At 70.0% G+C, this 24,251-nt stretch carries 23 protein-coding genes; 13 read left to right on the top strand and 10 right to left on the bottom strand.

Translation table 11 applies throughout. The annotated features are described in order from the left end of the window. Window positions 1–142 precede the first annotated feature (142 nt). Window positions 143–1,549 (bottom strand): adenosylhomocysteinase, encoded by a 1,407-nt coding sequence (ahcY, locus tag MFF26_RS11790; RefSeq protein WP_137828678.1) that lies wholly within the window; start codon window positions 1,547–1,549, stop codon window positions 143–145. A 380-nt stretch (window positions 1,550–1,929) separates the two neighbouring features. On the opposite strand from ahcY, the gene MFF26_RS11780 reads away from it, so the two are divergent. Next, a complete protein-coding gene (locus MFF26_RS11780; RefSeq protein ID WP_210236191.1) occupies window positions 1,930–2,940 on the top strand; it encodes a glycosyltransferase in 1,011 nt (336 codons plus the stop codon). 159 nt (window positions 2,941–3,099) lie between these two features. Here MFF26_RS11780 and MFF26_RS11775 read toward each other — a convergent pair whose 3' ends face one another. The 3 genes from MFF26_RS11775 to MFF26_RS11765 form a co-directional block, all read right to left on the bottom strand. After that, window positions 3,100–4,725 carry an acetate--CoA ligase gene (locus tag MFF26_RS11775; RefSeq protein ID WP_137828676.1) on the bottom strand — a complete coding sequence of 542 codons (1,626 nt, stop codon included), beginning with the start codon at window positions 4,723–4,725 and terminating at the stop codon, window positions 3,100–3,102. A gap of 120 nt (window positions 4,726–4,845) precedes the next feature. Beyond that, window positions 4,846–5,457, bottom strand: a complete 612-nt coding sequence (locus MFF26_RS11770; RefSeq protein WP_137828675.1) for a nitroreductase family protein — start codon at window positions 5,455–5,457, stop codon at window positions 4,846–4,848. A 99-nt stretch (window positions 5,458–5,556) separates the two neighbouring features. Beyond that, the gene (locus tag MFF26_RS11765; RefSeq protein ID WP_137828674.1) at window positions 5,557–6,153 is read right to left on the bottom strand and encodes a TetR/AcrR family transcriptional regulator; all 597 of its coding nucleotides are present in this window, start codon (window positions 6,151–6,153) and stop codon (window positions 5,557–5,559) included. A 145-nt stretch (window positions 6,154–6,298) separates the two neighbouring features. Between MFF26_RS11765 and MFF26_RS11760 the strand changes: the two genes are divergently transcribed. Further along, window positions 6,299–6,697, top strand: a complete 399-nt coding sequence (locus MFF26_RS11760; protein ID WP_137828673.1) for a RidA family protein — start codon at window positions 6,299–6,301, stop codon at window positions 6,695–6,697. 21 nt (window positions 6,698–6,718) lie between these two features. Here MFF26_RS11760 and MFF26_RS11755 read toward each other — a convergent pair whose 3' ends face one another. Then, window positions 6,719–7,510 (bottom strand): class I SAM-dependent methyltransferase, encoded by a 792-nt coding sequence (locus MFF26_RS11755; protein ID WP_137828672.1) that lies wholly within the window; start codon window positions 7,508–7,510, stop codon window positions 6,719–6,721. An 84-nt stretch (window positions 7,511–7,594) separates the two neighbouring features. Between MFF26_RS11755 and MFF26_RS11750 the strand changes: the two genes are divergently transcribed. The 4 genes from MFF26_RS11750 to MFF26_RS11735 all read left to right on the top strand — a co-directional run bounded on the left by MFF26_RS11750 (window position 7,595) and on the right by MFF26_RS11735 (window position 10,601). Further along, window positions 7,595–8,041 carry an Rrf2 family transcriptional regulator gene (locus MFF26_RS11750; RefSeq protein WP_137828671.1) on the top strand — a complete coding sequence of 149 codons (447 nt, stop codon included), beginning with the start codon at window positions 7,595–7,597 and terminating at the stop codon, window positions 8,039–8,041. Between the two features lie 31 nt (window positions 8,042–8,072). Next, window positions 8,073–8,864 (top strand): enoyl-CoA hydratase, encoded by a 792-nt coding sequence (locus MFF26_RS11745; protein ID WP_137828670.1) that lies wholly within the window; start codon window positions 8,073–8,075, stop codon window positions 8,862–8,864. A gap of 274 nt (window positions 8,865–9,138) precedes the next feature. Continuing rightward, a complete protein-coding gene (locus MFF26_RS11740) occupies window positions 9,139–9,468 on the top strand; it encodes a sulfur globule family protein (RefSeq protein ID WP_137828669.1) in 330 nt (109 codons plus the stop codon). Between the two features lie 359 nt (window positions 9,469–9,827). After that, window positions 9,828–10,601 (top strand): endonuclease/exonuclease/phosphatase family protein, encoded by a 774-nt coding sequence (locus MFF26_RS11735; protein WP_137828668.1) that lies wholly within the window; start codon window positions 9,828–9,830, stop codon window positions 10,599–10,601. On the opposite strand, the gene cls is transcribed toward MFF26_RS11735, so the two are convergent. The 4 genes from cls to MFF26_RS11715 all read right to left on the bottom strand — a co-directional run bounded on the left by cls (window position 10,492) and on the right by MFF26_RS11715 (window position 15,516). Further along, window positions 10,492–11,928 (bottom strand): cardiolipin synthase, encoded by a 1,437-nt coding sequence (cls, locus tag MFF26_RS11730; protein WP_137828667.1) that lies wholly within the window; start codon window positions 11,926–11,928, stop codon window positions 10,492–10,494. The two genes, MFF26_RS11735 and cls, sit on opposite strands and share 110 nt — an antisense overlap. Window positions 11,929–12,112: 184 nt before the next feature. Then, the gene (locus tag MFF26_RS11725) at window positions 12,113–13,885 is read right to left on the bottom strand and encodes an MFS transporter (RefSeq protein ID WP_373324464.1); all 1,773 of its coding nucleotides are present in this window, start codon (window positions 13,883–13,885) and stop codon (window positions 12,113–12,115) included. Window positions 13,886–14,170: 285 nt separating this feature from the next. Then, complete coding sequence (nudC, locus tag MFF26_RS11720; protein WP_137828665.1) at window positions 14,171–15,100, bottom strand: NAD(+) diphosphatase; 930 nt, start codon at window positions 15,098–15,100, stop codon at window positions 14,171–14,173. Then, on the bottom strand, window positions 15,100–15,516 hold the full coding sequence (locus MFF26_RS11715) for an HIT domain-containing protein (RefSeq protein ID WP_137828664.1): 417 nt from the start codon (window positions 15,514–15,516) through the stop codon (window positions 15,100–15,102). Before MFF26_RS11715 ends, nudC begins: the two co-directional genes overlap by 1 nt. A 90-nt stretch (window positions 15,517–15,606) precedes the next feature. Here MFF26_RS11715 and MFF26_RS11710 point away from each other — a divergent pair, with 90 nt between their 5' ends. Then, a complete protein-coding gene (locus MFF26_RS11710; protein ID WP_238308011.1) occupies window positions 15,607–16,812 on the top strand; it encodes an HD-GYP domain-containing protein in 1,206 nt (401 codons plus the stop codon). A 93-nt stretch (window positions 16,813–16,905) separates the two neighbouring features. Next, entirely contained in the window at window positions 16,906–17,607 is a 702-nt protein-coding gene (locus MFF26_RS11705; protein ID WP_137828663.1) for an SDR family NAD(P)-dependent oxidoreductase, read from the top strand. 10 nt (window positions 17,608–17,617) lie between these two features. Here MFF26_RS11705 and MFF26_RS11700 read toward each other — a convergent pair whose 3' ends face one another. Beyond that, window positions 17,618–18,532, bottom strand: a complete 915-nt coding sequence (locus MFF26_RS11700; protein ID WP_238308010.1) for an alpha/beta fold hydrolase — start codon at window positions 18,530–18,532, stop codon at window positions 17,618–17,620. Window positions 18,533–18,805: 273 nt separating this feature from the next. Between MFF26_RS11700 and MFF26_RS11695 the strand changes: the two genes are divergently transcribed. From MFF26_RS11695 to rsmD, 5 genes are all read left to right on the top strand, one after another. Next, the gene (locus MFF26_RS11695) at window positions 18,806–20,896 is read left to right on the top strand and encodes a putative bifunctional diguanylate cyclase/phosphodiesterase (RefSeq protein ID WP_238308009.1); all 2,091 of its coding nucleotides are present in this window, start codon (window positions 18,806–18,808) and stop codon (window positions 20,894–20,896) included. Window positions 20,897–21,058: 162 nt separating this feature from the next. After that, complete coding sequence (locus MFF26_RS11690; RefSeq protein WP_137828660.1) at window positions 21,059–21,262, top strand: CsbD family protein; 204 nt, start codon at window positions 21,059–21,061, stop codon at window positions 21,260–21,262. 147 nt (window positions 21,263–21,409) lie between these two features. Further along, window positions 21,410–21,586 (top strand): DUF1328 domain-containing protein, encoded by a 177-nt coding sequence (locus MFF26_RS11685; protein ID WP_082552349.1) that lies wholly within the window; start codon window positions 21,410–21,412, stop codon window positions 21,584–21,586. A 101-nt stretch (window positions 21,587–21,687) separates the two neighbouring features. Continuing rightward, a complete protein-coding gene (locus tag MFF26_RS11680; protein WP_137828659.1) occupies window positions 21,688–23,592 on the top strand; it encodes a pseudouridine synthase in 1,905 nt (634 codons plus the stop codon). 34 nt (window positions 23,593–23,626) lie between these two features. After that, the gene (rsmD, locus tag MFF26_RS11675; protein ID WP_238308008.1) at window positions 23,627–24,181 is read left to right on the top strand and encodes a 16S rRNA (guanine(966)-N(2))-methyltransferase RsmD; all 555 of its coding nucleotides are present in this window, start codon (window positions 23,627–23,629) and stop codon (window positions 24,179–24,181) included. Window positions 24,182–24,251: the final 70 nt, after the last annotated feature.

The following is a 24,251-nucleotide window of genomic DNA, read 5'->3' as shown; positions in this document are numbered from 1 at the left end:
CCTGTTCCGAGCGCTGGCCCCTGCCTGCACGCCGAACCCAGGGCGCGGAACGATTCGGGCCAAACGAAGAGAGCCCGGCCAAGCGGCCGAGCTCCCAGGATCGCAGCGATGAAGCGCCGGCACTAGGCCGGCGACGCCCCGATCAGTAGCGGTAATGCTCGGGCTTGAACGGGCCGGTCTCGGAGACGCCGATATAGGCGGCCTGATCGGGGCGGAGCTTGGAGAGCTTCACGCCGATCTTTTCCAGGTGCAGGGCCGCGACCTTCTCGTCGAGGGTCTTGGGCAGCGTGTAGACCTGCTTCTCGTACTTGCCCGGGTTCGTCCAGAGCTCGATCTGGGCGAGCGTCTGGTTGGTGAAGGAGGCCGACATCACGAAGGACGGGTGGCCGGTGGCGTTGCCGAGATTCACCAGACGACCCTCCGACAGGAGGATGATGCGATGGCCGTCGGCGAACTCGATCTCGTCCACCTGCGGCTTGATGTTCTGCCACTTGAGGTTCTTCAGGCCGGCGACCTGGATCTCGTTGTCGAAGTGGCCGATGTTGCACACGATCGCGCGGTCCTTCATGGCGCGCATGTGCTCGATCGTGATGATGTCCTTGTTGCCGGTGGCCGTCACGAAGATGTCGGCGCGGGGCGCGGCGTCTTCCATGGTGACGACCTCGTAGCCCTCCATCGCGGCCTGGAGCGCGCAGATCGGGTCGATCTCCGAGACCATCACGCGGCAGCCGGCATTGCGGAGCGAGGCGGCCGAACCCTTGCCGACATCGCCGAAGCCGGCGACCATGGCGACCTTGCCGGCCATCATCACGTCGGTGCCGCGGCGGATGCCGTCGACGAGCGACTCCTTGCAGCCGTAGAGGTTGTCGAACTTCGACTTGGTGACCGAGTCGTTCACGTTGATCGCCGGGAAGAGCAGCTTGCCCTCCTTGGCGAGGTTGTAGAGGCGGTGCACGCCGGTGGTGGTCTCCTCGGAGACACCCTTGATCGAATCGGCGAGACCCGCGAACCAGCCCTTCGGCTTCTCGGCGAGCTTCTTCTTGAGGAGCGCGAAGAAGATCTCCTCCTCCTCCGACTCCGGCTTGTCGAGGAAGGCGGTGTCGCCGTTCTCGGCGCGCAGGCCGAGATGGACGAACATCGTGGCGTCGCCGCCGTCGTCGAGGATCATGTTCGGCATGCCGCCGTCATGCCAGTCGAACAGCTTCGAGGTGTAGTCCCAGTACTCGGTCAGGGTCTCGCCCTTCACGGCGAAGACCGGGATGCCGGCGGCGGCGATGGCGGCGGCGGCGTGGTCCTGGGTCGAGTAGATGTTGCAGGACACCCAGCGGATGTCGGCGCCGAGAGCCTTGAGCGTCTCGATCAGCACCGCGGTCTGGATCGTCATGTGCAGCGAGCCGGCGATCTTCGCGCCCTTGAGCGGCTGGCTTGCGCCGTATTCGGCGCGGGTCGCCATCAGGCCCGGCATCTCGGTCTCGGCGATCGAGATTTCCTTGCGGCCGTAATCGGCCAGCCCGATGTCGCGGACGATGTAATCGTTGGCAGCGGCCATATGGTGTCCCTCTTCAGTCTCGGTCGACGCGCCTGCGGCGTGCGGCGACCCGGCGCTTCGGCCGGTCTGCGAACCCGGCCGGGTCGGCCGTTCCTGTAGCAGGGCTCTGGCTAGGGAGCAATCAAGACATAAAGATGTCTTTATGCGTTTTGCCGGCATCGCGGTTCGGGACAGCCGTCACGATCGGCCGGCTGGTGCGGGTCGCGCTCAGGCCCTAGAGCCGTAACCCGCCCGCCTCGGGCCGGGCCGCGCCCTCGGCCCAGTTCCGGCGGTACTCGTGGCGCGGCGGCCCTCGCTTCGCCGAAAACCTTGTGAGGACGTCGCTCATGAGATTGCCGCGCCTCTTCCGGAAGCGACGCCCCGCGCCGGAACCGCACCGCATGCCGGGCTTCGACGAGGCCTATTATCTGCGGGCCTATCCCGATGTGGAGCGGTTCCCCGGACCGCCGCTGCAGCATTATCGCCTGTTCGGCTGGAGGGAAGGCCGCGATCCGAGCGCCGGGTTCAGCAGCAACGGCTATCTCGCCGCCAATCCTGATGCCCGGGACAGCGGGTCCGACCCGCTGACGCATTTTCTGGAGATTGGATTGTCGGCGGGGCGGACGGGCTGGCGGAAGGATCCGGCCTTGCCCCCGCCGGCTCCGCGCTTCCCGATCGATCAGTTCGAGGGGCCGCTCAGAGCCTTCGTCGAGGAGGCCGCAATCTTCATGTACTGGACCAGCCAGGACCTCGCGGAGCCTCCTGGGGCCCAGGCCTGGAGAGCTCTCTATCCGAAGTTCAAAGTCTTCACCGATCGGGACGTCATTCCGCTCCTGCCCGAAGACTTCGTTCCCGTCTTCACGTCGATTCGTCTGCCCTCGGCCAAATCGGACATCGCGCGGATTTTCCTGCTGCGGGCCCATGGCGGACTCTACGTGGATGCGCATGTCGGACCGGCGGCACCGCAGCAGCTCGTGGAGACGATGCGAGACCTCGATCATCGCGACATCATCGTCTTCGGCAAGGGCTGGGCCATGAAGACGGAGACGGATTTCGATCTGATGAACACGGTCATGGCAGCCCGGCGCGGCGCCCGCGAGCTCGACGGGATCATCGATCAATTGATCCACAATGTGCTCGAGCACAAGAAGAAGGAAGCTGTGACGGACGATTACGTGCCATATGACTTGTTTCACGTGACCGGCACGGCACTCATCGTCAGCGCCTTCTTCGAGCACAGGCCGCCTCGACCGCAGATCAAGGCCGAACTCCAGAATCGGGTCGCCGTCCATTTCATGAAAAACAACGGCGATTCCGGTTTCACTCTGTACGCCCATGATTCTTACCGGTTGCCGGACAGTCATTGGAGCGAGCGCCAGCGTCGCGAGCGCTTCTTTCTCGATGCCGGATGAGGCACCGCGCTGCGGCGGGTTCGAGGTTCTCACGCGGGCATCGCGGCTATCGAGCGCTCGGTCGGCCCGCCCCCTCCGGCCCCGGTCGCGGTCGGCCGCGAGGCACCGGGCCGATCCAGGGCGAAGGGTCGGCGCGCCGCTCTCGACGGCAAGCGCGGGTCAAGCCGGATCGTTGCGCAGGGCCCGGCGAATGATCTTGCCCGTCGTCGTCATCGGTAAGCTGTCGCGGAATTCCAGGCTGCGGGGCACTTCGTGGCCCGAGAGATGGCGCTTGGCGAAGGCCAGGATGTCGCTCGCCAAAGCTTCGGAGGGGACGACCCCGTCGCGGGGAACGACGAAGGCCTTCACGATCTCGGTGCGCAGCGGATCGGGCACGCCGATTGCGGCGGCGAGCGCCACTGCCGGGTGGCGCAGGAGGCAATCCTCGATCTCGGTCGGGCCGATGCGATAGGCCGCCGAGGTGATGAGATCGTCCTCGCGGCCGACGAAATGGACATAGCCATCCGCGTCCCGCCGGGCCGTGTCGCCGGTGAGCCACCAGCCGTCGCGGAATTTCCGGGCCGTCGCCTCGGGCTGATTCCAGTAGCCGAGGAACAGCACCGGATCGGGAGCCCTCACGGCGATCTCGCCGGGTTCGTCGATACCTGCCTCGCTCCCGTCCGCCCGCAGGACCGCGACGCGATGGCCCGGCACCGGCCGCCCGGTCGAGCCGGGGCGCGCGATGCCCGCCCTGCGGCAGGCGGCGAGGACGAGGTTGCACTCCGTCTGCCCGTAGGCCTCTCCGATGGTCAAGCCGAGCGCCTCCTGCGCCCAGGCGAAGGTCTCCGGCCCGAGGGCCTCGCCCGCCGAGGCGACGTTGCGCAGGGCCGAGAGGTCGAAGCGCGTGCGGGGGGCCGCCACGGCGCGGAGCATCCGCAGGGCGGTCGGGGCCAGGAAGGCGTGGCTGACCCTCAGATCGGCCATGAGCCGGAACGCGGCCTCCGGCTCGAACCGGGTGACGGCGCGTGCCACCACCGGCATCCCGAGGCTCAGGCTCGGCATCACCACGTTGAGTAGGCCCCCGGCCCAGGCCCAATCGGAGGGCGTCCAGATCGGGCCGTCCCCGGGCCCGGGGAAATCGTGCATCATCAGGAAGCCCGGCATGTGGCCGAGCAGCACCCGATGTCCGTGCAGCGCCCCCTTGGCGAGGCCGGTCGTGCCGGAGGTGTAGATCATCAGGGCCGGGTCGTCCGGCCCGGTGGCCCGCGTCTCGAACCTGTCCGGGTTTCCCGCCGCTTCGATCTCGGCGAGGCTCTCGGCGCCATCGGCGGGACCGTCGACGCGGATGACCAGGGCGAGGTCCGGCAGGGCGGCACGCAGGGGCGCGATCTTGGCGAAGCCGGCGGCGTCGGTGACGATCGCCCGCGCCCCGGCATCGCCGAGGCGGTAGCGCAGGGCCTCGGCACCGAACAGGCCGGCAAGCGGCAGCGCCACCGCGCCGAGGCGGTAGGCCGCCAGATGCGCCACCACCACCTGCGCCGATTGCGGAAGCAGCACGGCGATGCGGTCGCCCACCCCGACACCGCGGGCGGCCAAGCCGGCGGCGAGGGCGAGGGAGCGGGCGCGCAGATCTCCCTGCGTGACCGTCGCGACCGTACCGTCGGGGCCGACTTCGAGGATGGCCGGGCGTTCCGGCTCCGTCAGGGCCCAGCGATCGCAGACGTCGCCGGCGATGTTGAAGCGCTCGGGGATCTCCCAGCGGAAATTCTCGGTCAGCGCCTCGTAGGTGGCGGCCGGCTTCAGCACCGCGATATTCCTCGATCCCGGCGGGGCGCCCGCGTCGCCGGACCCCGCGCCTTCCCGTTCATCCGAAGCGGGCCGTCTCTTCGCTGCGCGAGCCGGCCCGCCGCAATCCGTACCTTCGGCTTACGCCCCCGGCTTCGGAAAGCCGCCGGCATGGACGAAATCGGTGATCGGACGGCGGCTGTTGGGGCGCTCCTTCTCCCGCTGCTCCTCGCTCAATTCGGCCCAGGGCACCGCGCGGCCGACCCCGTAGGCGGCCTCGATCCGGTGATGCTCGGGCACGTTCAGAACGCCGGGCGCCCGGTCCCGGTCGAACCCGCCCATGCCGTGGACATGCCAGCCCAGGCGGTTGGCCTGCAGCGCGAAGGCGAGCGAGGCCGCGCCCGCGTCGAGCGAATGGCTCGCGGAGGGCTTCAACTCGTCGCCGACCTTCATCCGGCTGTTGGAAACGAGGAAGACCAGCGCCCCGGTGTCCACCGCCCATTTGCGGTTGCCCGGCACCAGCAGGTCGAGGAAAACTGCCCAATCGGGCGTGTCGCGCAGGGCGTAGACGAAGCGCCAGGGCTGCGAATTGTACGAGGAGGGCGACCAGCGCGCCGCCTCGAACATCCGCATCAGATCGGTCTCCGGCACCGCCTCGCCGGTGAAGGCCCGGGGCGACCAGCGCTCGACGAAGAGCGGATCGATGGCGTGGTCCGGTGTGCGGGTGGTCGGGCGGTCCGTTTCGGTCGTCACCTTCGCGCGGTCTCCTGTCTTGACCGGCGCCGCCGGGCGCCGCCGTGCCAAGAGGTAGGGCAGAGCGCGGTGCGGTGCAAAAGGGTGGCGTCGTTCACCCTATCCGTCGGTCTTGAGCAGACCGGAAGAGAGGCAGCGGAAGGCGTCGACGGCCCTGGGCAGGACGGCGCGGGGCTCGTCCGCCGCGGCGACCCAGAGGGCGGCGTCGAGAGCCGCGCCGTTGATCAGCCGGGCCGCGGCCTCGGCATCGACCGGCCGCAGCAGGCCTGACTCGATGAGGGTCTGGATCGTCTCCGTCGTGGTGCGCAGGCAGGCGGTCTGCTCCGGCCATTGCGAGGGGTCGCCGAGCACCGCCGGTCCGTCCAGCAGCATGATCCGCTGGATCTCGGGCTCCAGCGCCAACTCGATATAGGCGACGCATTCCTCCAGGAAGCCGAGCCAGGGCGTCGCCGCCCGGTCGCGCGCGGCCCGTGCCTTGGCTACCATCTCGGCATCGAGCTGCGCGATCACCGCGCGCAGCAGGCCCTTCTTGTCGCCGAAATTGTGATAGAGCGCCCCGCGCGTCAGCCCGGCCGCGGCGGTCAGCTCGTCCATCGATGCCGCCGCGTAGCCCTTCTCGGCGAAGGCTGCCCGCGCCGCCCGGAGAAGCTTGGCCCGCGTCTCCTTCATCATGCGCGCGCGCTGTCCAACCGTCATCGTCATCCTCGAATATTCGCATACATCGCGTATGCGAATTGACATACGCGCCGTATGTCGCCAATCTCGCGGCATACGGCGCGTATATGAAACGCGATTCGGCGTCGGGGAAGAGACCCCGGTGCGCAACGGAGGAAACAAGATCATGGCGAAGCGCGACGCGATCGTTCCGCCCGGCCGACAGGCGCTCTACGACCAGCACCGCTACTCCGCCGCGATCCGCTCCGGCGACCTGCTGTTCGTCTCCGGCCAAGTCGGCAGCCGCGAGGACGGCTCGCCGGAGCCGGATTACGCGACCCAGGTGCGGCGTGCCTTCGAGCGGCTCGACGCGGTGCTGACGGCGGCCGGCTGCAGCTTCGACGATGTGGTGGACGTGACCACCTTCCACACCGATCCGGAGACGCAGTTCGAGACCATGATGACCGTGCGCGACACCGTGATCGGCACCCCACCTTATCCCAACTGGACCGCCGTCGGAGTCACGTGGCTCGCGGGCTTCGACTTCGAGATCAAGGTCATCGCGCGCATCCCGCCCGTTGCCTGATCGGGCGGGGGCGGCCGGCCCTCAGCGCCGCGCCACGCCGATCAGGGCGGTCGAGGGGACCGGGCGGACCGGGCGCCCCTCCGCCATCCGGCGGATCTCGCCGATGACGGCCGCGCGCTGCACTTCGGTCAGGCGCGCCCAGTCCGGCGACATCCCGAACAAGGCCTCGGGGTCGGCGAGGGCGGCGACCTCGAGCGCGTAATCGTACGTGACCACCTCGATGCGCGGATCGCGGTAGCCCGCTTCGACGAGCGCATCGGCGAAGGCCTCCGGATCGCTCAGGCCGATCACGCCGTCGGGCATCGCCATCCCCTCGATCCCGGGAAACAGACGCCGGCGCACCTCGCTCAGCAGCAGGAACGTCGCCGCGCCACCGCGCTGCCAGGTGGCGACCACGCCGTAACCGCCGGGCCGGGTCACCCGCGCCATCTCGGCCAGCCCCCGGCGCCAGTCCGGGAACATGATCACGCCGAAAATCGAGAAGACCGCGTCGAAGCCGCCATCGACGCTCCCGTCGGGCAGGCCCAACGCCTGACCGTCCATCACGCGGGCCTCGACATTGGGGAGCCCGGCCTCGGCGATCCGGGCGACCATGCCGGGCGAGAAATCGATCGCCAGCACCTGCGCCCCCGTCCGCGCCGCCGCCAGGGCCAGGGCGCCGGTGCCGGCCGCCACGTCGAGGACCCGATCCGCTGGGCCCAGGGGCACCCGCTTCAGGGCCGCCTCGGCGTAGAGCGCCGTGAAGGGATGGGCCGTCGTGGCGTAATGGCGGGCCGCCGCATCCCACCGGCCCGGATCCTCGAAATCGCGCATCGCCGATCCTCCAATCACGTAACATCTAGAGTATCGTGATGGCCGCCACTTGCCGATCGTAGCCGTCCTGCGAAGGATCGCGGTGTGCGAAGCGACAGCCGCCTTTCCCGGATGCTCCACGTGCTGCTTCACATGGCGCGGCACGAAGGGCCGATGACGTCGGAGGCGATCGCGGCGATGCTGGGCACCAATCCCGTCGTGGTCCGGCGCACCATGGCAGGCCTCCGCGAGGCGGGATATGTGCGCTCCGACAAGGGCCATGGCGGTGGCTGGGCGATCGCGGCCGACCTCGGCACGGTGTCGCTCCTCGATATCCACCGCGCCGTCGGCGGACCACGCATCTTCGCGATCGGGAACGATCGTCCGCATCCCGATTGTGCGGTCGAGAAGGTCGTCAATGCGGCGATCGAGGAGGCCTTGGCCGAGGCCGAGGCGCTGCTGATCGCCCGGCTCGGCCGGATCAGCCTCGCGGAACTTGCCCGCAGCTTCGACGCGCATTGCGCCAGTGCGGCCGATTGCGGCGTTGGGTGATCCGGCCCCTAAGGAATGCGAGGAGACGCCCATGATCGAACCCGCCGCGGTCCCTCTTCTTCTGCGCGAGGACAGGGACGGCGTCGCGACGCTGACGCTCAACCGGCCGTCGGCCCGCAACGCGCTGTCCTTCGCCCTGCTGGAGGCCCTGCGCGACGCCTTCGCGGCGCTGGCGGAGGACGAATCCGTGCGCGCCGTGGTGCTGGCGGCGTCGGGGCCGGCTTTCTGTGCCGGGCACGACCTCAAGGAGATGACCGGCTATCGCGGCGAGGCCGACCGCGGGGCGGGCAAGTTCGCGGAGCTGTTCGATCTGTGCTCGGCGGTGATGATGGCGATCCCCGCCCTGCCCCAGCCGGTGATCGCGGCGGTGGAGGGCGTGGCCACCGCCGCCGGCTGCCAACTCGTGGCCGCCTGCGACCTTGCGGTGGCGGGCGGGCAGGCGCGCTTCGCCACGCCCGGCGTGCAGATCGGTCTGTTCTGCTCGACCCCGATGGTGGCGCTCTCGCGCAACCTGTCGCGCAAGGCGGCGATGCGGATGCTGCTGACCGCCGAGATGATCGAGGCCGAGGACGCGCGCACCCTCGGCTTGGTGAGCCACGTCGCCGAGCCCGGCTCGGCCCTGTCCACCGCGCAGGATCTGGCGAGGGGGATCGCGGCCCGCAGCCCCGACACCGTGCGGGTGGGCAAGCGCGCCTTCTACGCGCAGATCGAGATGCCGCTCGCCGACGCCTACGCTCATGCCGGCCGGGTGATGGCGGAGAACATGCTGGCCCGGGCGGCGGAGGAGGGCATCGGTGCCTTCCTCGCCCGCAAGGGGCGCTAGAGCACGATGCGGAAAAGTGGAATCCGGTTTTCCGGAATCATCGTGCGACCACAATGAGATAGAGCGTGCCGCTGTTTCCGTAGAAATGCAGCACGCTCTAGCGCGCTTCGCGGATCGATCGGGGGCGCCCGCATCCGGCAGGGTCGCGCGGGCCGTGCGCGTGACCCCCTCGACCTGACGAGAATTCTGGGGATCATGCTTGGCCGTGCCGCGACGGAGCCGAACCAAAATCCTTCCGTCGCGTTCCTAGCTCCTAACGAGGAGAATACCCGTCATGAAGGCAGTGTTTGCAGTGGCGGCCGTCGGCCTGACCATGCTTGGCACCATCGCCTCAGTCTCGGCTCAACCCTATGGCGGCCGTGACTATGGATATGAGGGTCGTGGCTACGACCGCGGCTACGATCGGGGCTATGACCGGGGGTACGATCGCAATTATGATCGCGGCTACGATCGTGGCTATGACCGCGCTTACGGTTTCGATGAGCGCGAGTACCTGCGCTGCAATCCGGACGTCCGTCGCGCCGTCCGTCGGGGCACGATGGAATCCGGCATCGTGCATTACCAAGTGTTCGGTCGTCGTGAAGGCCGGCGCCTCTCGTGCTGATCGGCCGGAGATGCGCGCGGCTCGAAGCATCGCCACGAGGAGGGATGCCGGCCTGAGGAAGGCGTCGTTGCGGCGCCAGGGCTGAGAGCATCGCAAGGGAAGAGGATCCGGCACGATGCTCTCGCCCCGCAGGTTATCGGGCACGCGCCGAATCGCCGACGTCCGGACACCTTCGGTGGCCGGACGGATCTCTTGTCCGTTCGAACGGCCCGGAAGGGAGCCTCGCCGCGCCCCATCTCATCGGGCCGATTTGGGGCTTATTCCGAGGCCCTCGTTTTGACGCGCATTCCGGCGACGAAGCGGCGCCCGCCGCATCGAAACGCGCTCCGGGCCGCCACGAGTCTTCGCGAACGGACCCCATGCTGCTGCGACGCCCTCCCCTCCCCGAGCCCGGCCCGAACGCGAAGAAGATCGTGAGCTGGAACCTGCTGCGCCGGACCGGCGCGGCGGTGGATTGCCTCGTGGAGTTGATCGAGCGGGAGCAGCCCGACCTCCTGCTGATGCAGGAGGCGACCCGCGAGATCGGCGCCCTGCCGGAACGGGTCGGTGGGGTCTATGCCTGGGCGCAACTGCCGGGGCGCATTCACGGGCTGGCGATGTGGAGCCCGACGCCGTGGGAGCGTCCGCCCGCGATCGTTCCCCTGCCGCCGGGCGTCTTGATCGATCGGGTCTGCCAAGTGCTCGACTGGGGCGGCTTCGGCGTCGGCAACGTCCATCTCTCGCACGGGCAGGTGCTCAACCGCCGCCAGCTCCGGCGCATCGAGAGTCACCTGCCGGCGCGGGCGGCGGTGCTCGGCGACTACAACATCGTCGGCCCCGCCCTCTTGCCCGGCTTCCGCGATGTCGGCCCGCGGCGGGCGACCCACGCCATGGTCGACGTGCTGCCGTTGCGTCTCGATCGCTGCCTCGTGCGCGGCCTCGTCTGCCACGAGCGCACGGTTCTGCCGCGCGGCTTGTCCGACCATCATCCGATCGCGGTGCGGCTCTCGCCCGCGCCGGAGGGGGGCATGGACGGCGGGCGGTTCAGAGGTATGGCAGAAGCAGTCGCACGGCTGCGTCGCGCAGGCGCACGAGATGCGGGCGGGCGTCGAGGTCGGCCCGGGTCAGCGGCGTCTCGCACTTGTCCAGGATGAACGCGTCGAGCCGGCGGGCCAGTCCCGGATCGTAGACCTCGACATTGAGTTCGAAATTCAGGCGGAAACTGCGGGAATCCCAGTTCGCGCTGCCGATGAAGCACCATTCGCCGTCGATCGAGAGCGCCTTCGAATGGTCGAAGGGCGGTTCGTCGAGCCAGACCCGGACGCCGTTCTCCAGCAGCGGATCGATATGGGCCCGCGTCGCCCAATCGACGATGCGGTGGTCGCTCCGGCGCGGGATCACCACGTCGACGGCGATGCCGCGGGCCGCCGCGAGGCAGAGCGCGCTGACGATCAGGTCGTTCGGCAGGAAATAGGGGGTCGTCAGTCGGATCGAGGTCCGGGCGCAGGCAATCGCCTGCAGGACCACGGTGGCGATCTTCTCGATGTCGGCGTCGGGCCCCGAGGTGACGACGCGGGCGGTGAGATGTCCCGCAGGCGAGAGGCGTGGCATCCACGCCTCGCCCTCCAACTCCTCCCCGGCGACGAAGGCCCAATCGACGAGGAAGGCCTGGGTGAGCTGCTCGACCACCGGCCCCTCGATCCGGAAATGGGTGTCGCGGATCGGGAATTTGGGTTTGCGCGCGACGCGGTTGCCGTCGGAAATGTTGACGCCGCCGGTGAAGGCCACGCGCCCGTCGAGGATCAGCAGCTTCTTGTGGGTGCGCAGATTCAGGAACGGCATCCGCCAGGGCAGCACCGAGTGCATGAACAGCCCTGCCGGCACACCCAAGCGCCGGAGCCGACGCCAGGCCGCCGGGTAGAAGTAACCGCTGCCGATGCCGTCGAGGATGACGCGAACTTGGCAGCCGCGGTCCATCGCCTGCTTCAGCGCCGCGATGAAGGTCTGTCCGATCTCGTCGTCGAGGAAGATGTAGCTCGACAGGGCGACGCTGCTTCGCGCCCCCGCGATCGCCTCCAGCATCGCCGGATAGGCCTCGTCGCCGTTGCGGTAGACGGTGATGTCGGTGCCGGCGACCGTCGGCAGGTTCGTGATCGCCCGCACCGCCCGGTCGAGGGGCGCGTAGGCCTCCGGCACGGAAGCGGGCGCCTGGGGCGTCTCGTCATATTGCTGGGAGGGCCGCCGCTTGAGCTTGCGCGCCCGGCGTTCGACCCGGTTGAGGCCGAAGGTGAGGTAGAGCGCGGTGCCGAAGACCGGCGAGAGCCACACCAGCCCGGTCCAGCCGATCGCCGAGCCGACGACGCGCTTACGCATCAGGATGTGGAGGCTGACGCCGAGTGAGATCAGGACGCCCGCCGCCGTCAGCAGGTCCGCGCGCAGCACGCCGGGATAGACGAGCCAACGGGTGAGGGCCTCTTCCACTGTCTGCCCGCCGCTCCGTGCCTTACCCAGAATCGTGCCGAGGCGCGCCGGGCCGTCATGGGGCCTGCCGCCGCCCCCGGCCATAAGCCAAGCCGGGGCCCGCGAACAGCCGAACGCGTCCGAACGGAAAAGGGCTCCGCCTCGCGGCGGAGCCCCTCCTCTCTTCTCGCTGTGCCGGCGACGATCAATCGTCGGCGAAGATGTCCCGGTCCTTGGTCTCGGGGACGAAGAGCAGGCCGATGACGGCGGTCATCAGCGCGATGACGATCGGGTACCAGAGGCCGAAATAGATGTCGCCAGTCTGGGCCACCATGGCGAAGGCAGTCGCCGGCAGCAGGCCGCCGAACCAGCCGTTGCCGATATGGTAGGGCAGCGACATCGAGGTGTAGCGGATGCGGGTGGGGAACAGCTCCACCAGCGCCGCCGCGATCGGCCCGTAGACCATCGTCACGTAGAGGACGAGGATCGTCAGGATGGCGATGATCGTCAGCTTCTGCGCGGAGAAGATGTCGACCACCTTGGCGAAGTTCGACAGGCCGTCCTTGGGATCGATCGCGATCTTGACGATGCCCGGATCGGTCGCGGCCGGGTAGCCCGCCGCGGTGAGCGCCGCGCCGACATCCTTGGCGAAGGTCGGGTCGGAGGCGGCGAACTCCTTGCCGGCGACGTTCACGGTCGCCTTGGTGCCGGCCGGCTGGTTCTCCGTGGTGTAGTTCACCGCGCCGCGGGCGAGCAGCGCCTTGGCGATGTCGCACGAGTTGGTGAACTTGGCCGTGCCGACCGGATTGAACTGGAACGAGCAATCCGCCGGGTCGGCCTTCACGACGACCTGCGTGTTCTGCTGGGCCGCGTGCAGGGCCGGGTTGGCCGCTGCGGTCAGCGCCTTGAACAGCGGGAAGAAGGTCAGCGCCGCCAGCACGCAGCCGCCCAGGATGATCGGCTTGCGGCCGATCTTGTCCGAGAGCGAGCCGAAGAACAGGAACCCGCCGGTGGCCAGGATCAGCGACCACGCGATGAGGACGTTGGCCGTGAACTGGTCGACCTTCAGGATCGATTGCAGGAAGAACAGGGCGTAGAACTGACCGGTGTACCAGACCACCGCCTGGCCGGCGGTGAGGCCGAGCAGGGCCAGCAGGGCCCAGCGGGCGTTCTTCCACTGGCCGAAGGCCTCGGAAAGCGGCGCCTTGGAGCCGGTGCCCTCCTCCTTCATCTTCTTGAAGGCGGGGCTCTCCTGCATCTGCATCCGGATCCAGACCGAGATGCCGAGCAGCACGATCGAGACCAGGAACGGGATGCGCCAGCCCCAGGCGGCGAATGGCGTGATGGTCGAGGCGCTGCCGTCGGCGGCGGTGACCGGGACGGGGGCGTAGTTGGCGTTGACGTAGATCTGCGTGAATAGAATCACCATCAGCGACAGCAGCAGGCCGAGCGTCGCCGTCGTCTGGATGAAGGCGGTGTAGAAGCCGCGCCGGCCCTTCGGCGCGTGCTCGGCCACGTAGACCGCCGCGCCGCCATACTCGCCGCCGAGGGCGAGGCCCTGAAGCATGCGCAGCGCCAGCAGCGTCACCGGGGCGATCCAGCCGACGCCGTAGGCGTTGAGGGTGGTGTAGGAGGGCAGCAGGCCGACGCAGAAGGTCGAGATGCCCATGATCAGGATGGTGACGAGGAAGGTGTATTTACGCCCGACCAGATCGCCGAGCCGGCCGAACACCAGCGCGCCGAACGGACGGACCAGGAAGCCCGCCGCGAAGGCGAGGAGCGCGAATACGTTGCGGGTCGCTTCCGGATAGGCCGAGAAGAACTGGGCGCCGATGATCGCGGCCAGGGAGCCGTAGAGATAGAAGTCGTACCACTCGAAGACCGTGCCGAGGGAGGAGGCCAGAATGACCTTCTTCTCGTTTCCGGTCATCGGTCTGACGTCCGCGTCCGTCCGCGGTATTGCGGCTGCTGTCGCCATCCGGCGTTCCTCCAGGTCTTGAACTTGTTTTTTTGACACCGCTCGTGGTGCACGGCGACGCTATGTCAACACGCTCTAAGGAAGAAGAGGGCCGGAGGGGCCGGAATCGGTTTTTTCATCAAGATTTTTATGGGCTTCGGTGGTCGTCTCTCAAAAACGACTGAGGGTGTGCTGTTCAATGCTCACTTGGAGCGTCAGCGCACGTTCGAGATGTACGTTTATTCCCCGCTTTTTCTTGATTTTTGCAACGAGTGTCGCCGGGCCGGGGCGCTGGTCGACCGACGCTCAGATCCGGCCTTCCACCCAGTCGCGCACGAGCAGGTGGGCGATGGCCGTGGCCGGCGGCAGGCTGAGGCCGTCGGGCTGCGTGCCCGCCAGCATCCGGGCCGCGTCGTCGCGGGTGATCCAGCGCGCGTCCTCCAGTTCGGCAGGATCGATCGCGATGTCTACGGAGACGGCCTCGGCGATGCAGCCGATCATCAGCGATGAGGGGAACGGCCAGGGTTGCGAGGCGCGATAGGCGACGGCGCCGACCCGGATGCCGGTCTCCTCGACGGTTTCGCGGCGCACCGCGTCCTCGATGGTCTCGCCGGGCTCGATGAAGCCCGCGAGGCAGGAATACATCCCCGGCTTGAAGTGGGGGCTGCGCCCGAGCAGGCAGGAATCCCCGCGCCGCACCAGCATGATCGCCACCGGATCGGTGCGGGGGAAATGGTGCAGGCCGCATTGCGGGCATTCCCGCCGGAAGCCGCCGGCCCCGACATCGGTCGGGCTGCCGCAACGGCCGCAGAAGCCGTGCCGGGCGTGCCAGGCCAGCAGCGATTTCGCCGTGGCGGCGAGGCCGAGTTCGGCCGGCGCCACCTGCCCCTCGCTGGCGAGCGCCCGCAGGTCGACCGCCCGGTGGTCGGGCTCGGCGAACAGGTCGGCGGCCTCCGGCGGTGCCGCGGCGGCGAAGACCGGCCGGTCCTCGAACCGCCCGAGAAACACCTCGTGGCTGAGGGGGCCGACCCGTCGCCCCTCGCCGGGGTCGAGCAGCACCGTCGCCGGACCAGGGGCGGCGCGCAGGATTACCTGCTCGCCGACCATCAGGACCAGCCCGGCCCCCGCCTCCGCCTCCGCGAGGGCTGGGGCGGCCCCGGCCTCCGTCGAATGGCGCACGAGGCGATTCTGAACATAGGCGAGGGCCGCGCGCCCGCTCGTTGCCCGGCGGTCCATCAGGCGTCCGCGAAGAGCTGGGCGGCGCGCTCCAGGATCTGGGCGCGGGCATGCGGCGGATAGGGCTTGCGCTCCCCGCGGCCCCAGACCGGATCGGGCCAGGCGGGGTCCGAACGGAAGCGGGCGATCACGTGGACGTGCAACTGCGCCACCACGTTGCCGAGCGCCGCGACGTTCACCTTGTCGGGCTTTGCGAGCGCTTGTATCACCTTGATGGTCAAGCGAATCTCCCCGGTCAAGGTCGCCGCGTCCGCGTCGCTCAGATCGGTCAGCTCGCTCGCGGCAGGCCGGCGCGGCACGAGGATCAGCCACGGAAAGCGCGCGTCGTCCATCAGCAGGACCGAGCACAGGGCGAGGTCGCCGACGGCGTGGGTGTCGGCGATCAGCCGAGGGTCGAGGGAGAAGTCTTCGCTCATGAGGGGGGGATTTAGCGCACGGGTTCGAAAGGTGGCGAGCGGGACCCGCAAAAGTCCGCGTCGTCCCTCCGCCGCGGAGCATGAGACGCGATGATCCCGGCGCCCGTCCAGCGCGTTCTCGCCCGGCTCGGCGCGGCGCTCGAATCCCGGCGCCTGCTCCCGGCGGGCGAGGAACACCCGGTTCAGCCGGTGCCGCCTCCGGCCCGCCTGTCCGATCCCGCCCCGGCCGGGCGGGCCGAACCGCCGGACGTCGATGGCCCCGATCAGAGCCGCGCCCTCGTCGCCATCGTGGCGGCGCGCACGCCCGCGCCCCTGGTTCTGGCGCTGCACGGACTGCCCTGTGCCACCGGCATCGTGGCGGTCGGTGCCCGGGTGATCGAGGATCTGATCGCGCAGGCCCCCGACGTGATCGTGGTCGAGGCCGAGCCCGCGCGCTTCGATGCTCCGGCCCTGATCCGCGCCCTGCGCGCCTGCGAGGATCTGGCGCGGACGCCCGTGCTGCTGGTCGCGGAGGGAGCCCCCCGGACCCTGCGCCGCCTTGCCCGCGAGGTCGGTGCCAGCGACGTGGTCGCCAAGCCCTTCGACGAATGGGAGCTTCAGGACCGGGTCGGCGTGCTGATCGCCCTTGCCCAGGCCCGCGCCGACAGCGAGCGCCGGGCGCTCGCCATGCGCCGCGACGCCGCCCGCGCCATTGCCGAGACCTCGGCCCGCGAGCGCGAGATCATTCGCCGCCTGATGCTGGCGGCCGAGTTCCGCGACGATCAGGCGGGCGACCACCTCACCCGCGTGGCGGGCGGCGTGATCGCGGTGGCGGAGGGCCTCGGCCTCAGCCAAGTGGAGGCGGACGACATCGCGCTGGCCTCGACCATGCACGACATCGGCAAGATCGGCGTGCCTGATCATATCCTGCTCAAGGCCGGCCCCCTCACCCCGGAGGAGTGGACCGAGATGCGCCAGCACGCCCTGCGCGGCTACCATATGCTGCACGACAGTCCCTCGCGCCTGCTCCAGATCGCGGCGGAGGTCGCCCTCACCCATCACGAGCGCTGGGACGGGACCGGCTATCCCCGAGGCCTCAAGGGCGAGGAGATCCCCCTGTCAGGGCGGATCGTGGCGGTCGCCGACGTGTTCGACGCGCTGATCTCGGCCCGCAGCTACAAGGCGGCCTGGCCGCTGGAGAAGGCCCGCGCCCATATCGAATCGGAAGCCGGTCGTCATTTCGATCCGGCCTGCGTCGCGGCCTTCCTCTCGCGCTGGGACGACATCGTCGCCCTGGTGCAGGAGCGGGCGGCCTGAGGCATCGCCCCTCGGCTCCGCGACCCGGCCGGAACAAGCCGCCCCGGTCCGGTTTCTGCCCTTCGATCGACCCGTCGCACGTGGAGGCGTCCCATGGTCCCGACCTATGAGCGTGCCCTGATCGTCGGCGCCGGACCGGGCCTGAGCGCGGCCCTGGCCCGGCTCTTCGCCGCGGAAGGGCTCGCGGTGGGACTCGCCGCGCGCAACGTCGAGAAGCTCGGGCGGCTCGCGGCCGAGACAGGCGCCGCGCTTCATGCCTGCGACGCCACCGATCCGAACGCGGTCGAGGCGCTGTTCGCCCGTCTCGAACCGGCGCTCGGGGGCTCGCCCGACGTGGTGGTCTACAATGCCAGCGCCCGGCTGCGCGGCGGGATCGCCGATCTCGATCCCGCGGCGGTGGCCCGGTCGCTCTCGGTCACGGCCACCGGCGGATTTCTCGTCGCTCAGGCGGCGGCGCGGCGGATGCTGCCCCACCGCCACGGCGCCATCCTGTTCACCGGCGCCTCGGCCAGCGTGAAAGGATTCTCGGGCTCCGCCCCCTTCGCCATGGGCAAATTCGCCCTGCGCGGCCTCGCCCAGAGCCTGTCCCGCGAGCTGCAGCCGAAGGGCATCCACGTCGCACACATCATCGTCGACGGCGCGATCCGCTCCGAAACCCGCCCCGATCCGGAGGACGCGCCCGACGCCACCCTCGACCCGGAGGCGATCGCCAAAACCTACCTCGCGCTGCTGCGCCAGGATCGCAGCGCCTGGAGCGACGAGGTCGCCGTGCGGCCCTGGGTGGAGCGGTTCTGAAGCCGCTCGCTCACCTTGCGAAGAACGCCTCCAGCGCCGCCAGCGTCGCTTCCGGTGTCTCCTCGGCCATGAAATGGCCGCTCGCGATCGAGACGCCCTCGGCCTTGGGGGCGAAGCTCCTCCGCCACACGTCGAGGGCCGGTTCGGGCTTGTCCCGGTCGAGGTAATCGCGGCTCGCCAGCAGGAGGACCGGCATCGGCAGGGTGCGGCCCGCCGCCAGGTCTGCGCGATCGGCGGCGCGGTCCGCCCCTTCGGCGCCGCCCGCCCGGTAATCCTCGCACATCGCGTGGATACGCTCGGGAACGTTCCAGGCCTGCGCGTAGAGCCGGAGGGCGCGCGGGTCGAAGGCCGAGAGATCCTTGGCCGCGCTCCACTGGCGCAGCAAATCCTCGAAATAGCCGTCCGGGTCGCGGCCGATCTCGCGCTCCGGCTCCGGCGCGGCTCGCGCCAGGAACGGCCAGTGCGGGTTCATCCCCGGATTCGCCTCGATCCGCTCCCACTGGACGAAGGTCGGCACGATGTCGAGGAGGGCGAGGCGCTCGACCCGGCCCGGCGTGTCGAGGGCCAGACGGTAGGCGACGCGCCCGCCGCGATCATGACCGGCGAGCCCGAAGCGGACATGGCCGAGCCGCTCCATCACCGCGACGATCTCGGCCCCGACCTGGGCCTTGGCGTAAGCCGCTCCACCCTCCGAGTCGGGGGCGGCCGACCAGCCGTAGCCCTTGAGGTCGAGGGCGATCACCCGGTGCGTCCGCGCCAGGGCGGGGGCCAGCCGGTGCCACATCGCGTGGCTCTGGGGAAAGCCGTGCAGCAGCAGGAGCGGTGCTGCGTCCTCCCGGCCCCCGGCCCGGGCGAACCAGCGCCCGGACGGGCCATCGATCCAGAGCGATTCGAAGCCGGGAAACAGGTCGTCGCCGTCCGCCATCGACAGGGTCCTCGCAGGGCGTCCAAGGGTCGGTGACAACGGCGCCGGATCGCGAAGGCTCCGATGACATCTATGCCGACAGGCCGCTGAGGAGAGTTTTCGTTGCTCGATCAATGTCTCAGCATATTGCCTATGTATTGGGCATGATGAAAATTAAGACTTATCGGTCACCTTCGATGGCGACACAGTTGTTCTGCCCCGGATTCACTCCGACGGCCTCATGACGACGCTTCACGGTGAGCGCCGTCACGACTTGGGCCTTTCGACATGACGATGACGCCCCTCGAAGATTTTGCTCAAATCGCTGCCGACTGGATTTGGGAAACCGATGTCGGCGGGCGGTTCTGCCACCTTTCGCCCGAGGCCGAGCGGTTCTTCGGGCGCCCGGCCGCGGCGCTCGTCGGCGCGGCGCGGGCGGATCTGGCCTGGGAGACGGAGGCCGAGGGGCTGCAGGTTTATCGTGCGGCGCTCGATGCCCGGCGACCGTTCCGCGAGCTGACCTACGTCTACCGCCACCCTGACGGCGCCCCCCGCTGGTTCGAGATCAGCGGACGCCCGCGCCATTCCGCGGAGGGCACATTTCTCGGCTATCGCGGCGTCGGCAGCGACGTGACCGAACAGCACCGCACCCGCGATGCCCTGGTCCGGGCTCATGCGGAGCTGTCGGAGCAGAACCGGCTTTTCGACGCGGCGCTGGAGAACATGAGCCAGGGCCTGTGCCTGTTCGATGCCGGGCAGCGGCTGCTGGTCTGGAACCGGCGCTACCTCGAGATTTTCGGGCTCGAACCCGACGCGCTGCAGGTCGGCATGAGCCAGCGGGCGGTGATCGAACGCCTGGTCCGTCTCGGGTGCTACCGGAGCGGGGCGACGGTCGATTCCGTCAGCGAGGGCACGCGCACGTCGCTCGCCGCCGACGGCCCGAAATCGCTGCTGCGCGAACTGGCCGACGGGCGGGTGATCGCGGCGACTCACCGGCCGATGCCGGGCGGCGGCTGGGTGGCGACCTTCGAGGACATCACCGAGCGCCGCCGCAACGAGGCCCGCATCATCCACATGGCCCGCCATGACGGGCTGACCGACCTGCCCAATCGCACGGCCCTGCGCGAGATCGGCGCCGAGCTGCTGCGCGAGGCGCGCGAAGCCGGGATGGGCGGGCTCGCCGTGCTGTGCCTGGATCTCGACCGGTTCAAGCCGATCAACGACAGCTTCGGCCACGCGGTCGGCGACGGTCTGCTCAAGGCGGTGTCGGCGCGTCTGCGGGCGCAGGTGCGCGGTCGCGACGTGGTGGCGAGGCTCGGCGGCGACGAGTTCGCCGTGCTCTATGCCGTGGACGACGCGGAAGGGGCGGCCGCCCTCGCCCAGCGCCTGATCCGGGTCGTCAGCGCCCCCTACCGGCTCGACGGCGTCACCGCCGAGATCGGCATGAGCGTCGGCGTCGCGCTGGCCGTTCCCGGCACGCCGGGCGGCGATATCGAGCGCCTGCTCAAGGAAGCCGACATGGCTCTCTACGAGGCCAAGGCCGAGGGGCGCGGCACCTTCCGTCTCTTCGAGCCGAAGATGGACGAGGTCGCGCGCGAACGGCTCGCCCTGGAGCGCGAGCTGCGCGAGGCCCTTCAGGGCGACCGGTTCGAGCTGCATTACCAGCCGCTGGTCGATCTCTCCGACAATCGCATCAAGGGCATGGAGGCGCTGGTGCGCTGGCGCCATCCCGAGCGCGGCCTCATCAGCCCGGCCCTGTTCATTCCCCTGGCCGAGGAGACGGGCCTGATCGTGCCGCTGGGCGATTGGGTGCTGCGGCAGGCCTGCCGCGACGCCGTCGGCTGGCCCGGCGACATCAGCGTCGCGGTCAACGTCTCGCCGCTGCAACTGCGCCATCGCGGCTTCGCGCAGACGGTGGTCGCCGCTTTGGCCGCAAGCGGGCTCGACGCGACGCGGCTCGAACTTGAGATCACCGAGAGCGTGCTCCTCGACGACACCGAGACCAATCTCGAGACGCTGCACACCCTGCGCAAGCTCGGCATCCGGATCTCGATGGACGATTTCGGCACCGGCTATTCCTCGATCAGCTACCTGCGCCGCTTCCCCTTCGACAAGATCAAGATCGACCGCTCCTTTGTGCGCGATTGCGCCGGCAACCCCGATGCCGGGGCGATCATCCGGGCCATCGTCAGTCTCGGGACCAGCCTCGGCATCACGACGCTGGTCGAGGGGGTCGAGACCGAGCCGCAGCTCGCCGCCATCCGGGCGGAGGGCGCCCGGGAGGTGCAGGGCTTCCTGTTCAGCCCGCCGCGGCCCGCCGGCGAGATCGCCGCTCTCTTGATTGCCCAGGATGACACGGCCGGGCCGGTCACCCGGGTGGCCTAGTTCCGTGACCTGACGAGAGGCCGGACGGCTCCTCGGAGCGGGCCTTCCGATCCGCGGGGCAATGTTAATCGACGGAACATGAGCACGGGGGCTTTCGTTGCCGTCCGTCCCCCCGAGCCCGACGCCACCGTTGGGACGGGCCGTGGATACGGGAGACGCGCCATGAGCAGCACCGCCGACAAGGTGAAGGGCCTCGCCAACGAGGCCGCCGGCAACGTCAAGCAGGGTCTCGGCAAGGCCACCGGCAACGAGAAGCTTCAGGCCGAGGGCAAGGCCCAAGAGGTGAAGGGCGAGGGCCAGCAGCTCAAGGGCGACGCCAAGCAGGCCGTGAACGACACCGCCGACGCGATCAAGGGCAAGCACTGATCGCGGAGTGATCCGGCCTCGCCGGCACGGGATCGCCCCCGCGTCGGCGAACCGTTTTGCCCGGGAGACGTTTTCCGGACCATCAACGGAACGAACCGGGCAGCTTGACAATTCTTCAAGCCAGAACGGACCTTTCAGGAGGATACCATGATCGGTTGGGCAGTCACTTTCCTCGTCGTCGCCCTGGTTGCCGCGCTGCTCGGTTTCGGCGGCATCGCCGGTACCGCCATGGAAGCGGCCAAGATTGTCTTCTTCGTCGCCATCGCGCTGTTCCTGATCTCGGCGGTGATGGGCGCGGTGCGCGGTCGCTCGCCGCGACTCTGACGTCGTATCGCTTCGGGCCTTGAGGGGCCCGATCGAGGAGAGGCGGTCCTGAGGGCCGCCTTTTCCTTTTGCGCGGCCCCTCGCTCTGCTAAGGGGCCAGGATGACCGACACCACCGACCCCACCCAGGCCGCGCCCGCGGAGGCCCCCGCCGCGCCCGAGGGCGAGCGCATCGCCAAGGCCATTGCCCGCGCCGGCATCGCCTCCCGACGCGACGCGGAGGCCATGATCGAGGCCGGCCGCGTCAGCCTGAACGGGAAGGTGCTGACCTCGCCCGCCATCAACGTGACCGAGGCGGACCGGATCGTCATCGACGGCGAACCGCTGCCGGCCCGTGAGCGCACCCGGCTCTGGATCCTGCACAAGCCCCGCGGTGTCGTCACGACCGCCCGCGATCCGGAAGGTCGCGCCACGGTGTTCGACGGGCTGCCCGACGAACTGCCCCGCGTCGTCGCCATCGGGCGCCTCGACATCAACACCGAGGGCCTGCTGCTGCTCACCAATGACGGCGGCCTCGCCAAGGTGATCGCCCATCCGGATACCGGATGGCTGCGGCGCTACCGCGTGCGCGCCTTCGGCGATGTGAACCAGGCCGATCTCGACAAGCTCCGGAAGGGCGTGACCGTCGACGGGATGGAATACGGTCCCGTCGAGGCGACGCTGGACCGGGCGCAGGGCGACAACGTCTGGCTGACGTTGGGCCTGCGCGAGGGCAAGAACCGCGAGGTCAAGCGCATCCTCGAGCATCTCGGTCTGTCGGTGAACCGGCTGATCCGCCTCTCGTTCGGGCCGTTCCAGCTCGGCGACCTGGAAGTCGGGCTCGTCGAGGAGATCCGGACCAAGGTGCTCAAGGAGCAGCTCGGCAAGACCCTCGCCGAGGAGGCCGGCGTCGATTTCGAGAGCCCGGTGCGCGAGGCGATCGCCCCGTTCGGCAGCCCCAAGAAGGCCGCGAAGGCCGCGACCCGCGGCGCCGAGGAGGGCGAGCGCTCCGGTGCCCCGAAGGCCCGCAGCGCGGGCCGTCCGCCGCGCGACCCCGCGCGACCGGCTTCCGCTCCGAGAGGCGCGGCGCGGGCTCCGGCCAAGACGTCGATGGCGCCGGCGCGGGCGCCCTCCCCCACCGTATGGCGGGCCGACGACGAGGAGCGGCCCCGCGCCGCCAAGGTGCCGCGCCGGGGCGGCGATCCCAAGGCCGCCCGTGCGGCGGCGGCCGAGCGCGGCCGCGAGCGCGTCGGCGCCATCAAGGCGGTGGGCGAGCGTCGGGTGCTGGTCGAGCGGCTTCAGGCATCCCCGGAGGCCCCGGCCGCCGAGCCGCATCGCCGCGTCCGCTTCCGCAACAACGAGGAGGGCGCCGAGCGGCAGGACCGCCGTCCGCGCGAGGATCGTCCGGAGCGCAATTCGGAGCGCGGCGACGCACGGTCGGCCGCGCCGCGCCGGGCGCCCGCGGGCGATGCCCGCCCCCGCCGCCGCGACGAGGACAGTGGTGCCGAGCGCCGTGGGCCGCCCCGCGAGCACCGGACCGACGGCGAGGGCCGTCCCCCCCGGGAGCGCAACGAGGGCGCGCCCCGTCGCGAGCGGTCGTTCGATGCGGGTGCCCCCGAGCGCCGCGGTCCTCCGCGCGACCGGCCGCGGCCCGACCGTTCGGGCGGTGACGCGCGCCCGCCCCGCGCTCCGCGCGGCGAGGGGCGTTTCGAGAACAGGCAGGAGGGTCGTCCGGAGCGCAGCGGCGGCTTCAAGGGCGCCGGCCGGCCTGCCGGCGGCGGCGGCAAGCCGGGCTTCAAGGGTGGCGCGCGCCAGGGCGAGGCCCGCGACGGCGGCAAGGGCGGTTTCAAGGGCGGGTTCAAGGCCGGCGGCGGCGGTGGCGGTGGTCGCCCGGGCGGCGGGTTCAAGTCCGGCGGTGCGCGGCCCGGCGGCGGCGGTCGTCCCGGCGGTGCGGGCGGTGGGGGCCGCCCCGGCGGCAAGCCCGGCGGGTCCCGCGGTGGAGGCCGTCCGCCGCGTGGCGGCGCCTGATGCGGCTGGCCGCACAGTCGGCTGAGGGTGGAGCGTGAGGATCGTCGGCGGGGAATGGCGCGGGCGCCGGCTCGCCGGCCCGAAGGGCGAGGGCATCCGCCCGACCTCCGACCGCCTGCGCGAGGCCCTGTTCAACGTGCTGGCCCATGCCTACGACGACGCGGTCGAGGGCGCCGTCGTGCTCGACCTGTTCGCCGGGACCGGTGCCCTGGCCTTCGAGGCGCTGTCGCGGGGTGCCGCCAGCGCGCTCCTCGTCGATGACGGCCGCGAGGCCGGCGGCCTGATCCGCGACACCATCGCGGCCCTCGCCTGCGGCGACCGCGCGCGGCTCATCCGCCGCGACGCGACCCGACTCGGCCCCACCGCCGACACACCGGCGACGCTGGTCTTCTGCGATCCGCCCTACGGCAAGGGTCTCGCCCCCGCCGCCCTCACGGCGGCGGCCAAGGGCGGCTGGCTTGCGGGCGGTGCCCTCGTCCTCGTCGAAGAGGTGGCGAGCGCCGGTCCGGTTCTGCCGGATCGCGTCTCGGAGTTGGAGCGGCGGGCCTACGGCGAGACGGTCGTGACCATCGGGCGCTTCGAGGGTTGAGGCGCAGCCCGGTGCCTGCGCCGGGTCGCGCCATCGGCCTGCCGCCCTATCTCCCTCGGGCACGCCCGAA

The sequence above is a fragment of the Methylorubrum suomiense genome (genome assembly GCF_022179765.1).
Taxonomy (GTDB): Bacteria; Pseudomonadota; Alphaproteobacteria; order Rhizobiales; family Beijerinckiaceae; genus Methylobacterium; species Methylobacterium suomiense.
The sequence above is the reverse complement of the archived record's forward strand: the minus strand, read 5'-3'. Positions and strand labels throughout refer to the sequence as shown.

What these genes read in the sequence shown, in the direction of transcription:
- ahcY (WP_137828678.1), bottom strand. Translation starts at nt 1,549, where the DNA reads ATGGCCGCTGCCAACGATTACATCGTCCGCGACATCGGGCTGGCCGAT.
- MFF26_RS11780 (WP_210236191.1), top strand. Translation starts at nt 1,930, where the DNA reads ATGCCGGGCTTCGACGAGGCCTATTATCTGCGGGCCTATCCCGATGTG.
- MFF26_RS11765 (WP_137828674.1), bottom strand. Translation starts at nt 6,153, where the DNA reads ATGACGGTTGGACAGCGCGCGCGCATGATGAAGGAGACGCGGGCCAAG.
- MFF26_RS11760 (WP_137828673.1), top strand. Translation starts at nt 6,299, where the DNA reads ATGGCGAAGCGCGACGCGATCGTTCCGCCCGGCCGACAGGCGCTCTAC.
- MFF26_RS11755 (WP_137828672.1), bottom strand. Translation starts at nt 7,510, where the DNA reads ATGCGCGATTTCGAGGATCCGGGCCGGTGGGATGCGGCGGCCCGCCAT.
- MFF26_RS11745 (WP_137828670.1), top strand. Translation starts at nt 8,073, where the DNA reads ATGATCGAACCCGCCGCGGTCCCTCTTCTTCTGCGCGAGGACAGGGAC.
- MFF26_RS11740 (WP_137828669.1), top strand. Translation starts at nt 9,139, where the DNA reads ATGAAGGCAGTGTTTGCAGTGGCGGCCGTCGGCCTGACCATGCTTGGC.
- MFF26_RS11735 (WP_137828668.1), top strand. Translation starts at nt 9,828, where the DNA reads ATGCTGCTGCGACGCCCTCCCCTCCCCGAGCCCGGCCCGAACGCGAAG.
- MFF26_RS11725 (WP_373324464.1), bottom strand. Translation starts at nt 13,885, where the DNA reads ATGGCGACAGCAGCCGCAATACCGCGGACGGACGCGGACGTCAGACCG.
- nudC (WP_137828665.1), bottom strand. Translation starts at nt 15,100, where the DNA reads ATGGACCGCCGGGCAACGAGCGGGCGCGCGGCCCTCGCCTATGTTCAG.
- MFF26_RS11715 (WP_137828664.1), bottom strand. Translation starts at nt 15,516, where the DNA reads ATGAGCGAAGACTTCTCCCTCGACCCTCGGCTGATCGCCGACACCCAC.
- MFF26_RS11710 (WP_238308011.1), top strand. Translation starts at nt 15,607, where the DNA reads ATGATCCCGGCGCCCGTCCAGCGCGTTCTCGCCCGGCTCGGCGCGGCG.
- MFF26_RS11705 (WP_137828663.1), top strand. Translation starts at nt 16,906, where the DNA reads ATGGTCCCGACCTATGAGCGTGCCCTGATCGTCGGCGCCGGACCGGGC.
- MFF26_RS11700 (WP_238308010.1), bottom strand. Translation starts at nt 18,532, where the DNA reads ATGGCGGACGGCGACGACCTGTTTCCCGGCTTCGAATCGCTCTGGATC.
- MFF26_RS11695 (WP_238308009.1), top strand. Translation starts at nt 18,806, where the DNA reads ATGACGCCCCTCGAAGATTTTGCTCAAATCGCTGCCGACTGGATTTGG.
- MFF26_RS11690 (WP_137828660.1), top strand. Translation starts at nt 21,059, where the DNA reads ATGAGCAGCACCGCCGACAAGGTGAAGGGCCTCGCCAACGAGGCCGCC.
- MFF26_RS11685 (WP_082552349.1), top strand. Translation starts at nt 21,410, where the DNA reads ATGATCGGTTGGGCAGTCACTTTCCTCGTCGTCGCCCTGGTTGCCGCG.
- MFF26_RS11680 (WP_137828659.1), top strand. Translation starts at nt 21,688, where the DNA reads ATGACCGACACCACCGACCCCACCCAGGCCGCGCCCGCGGAGGCCCCC.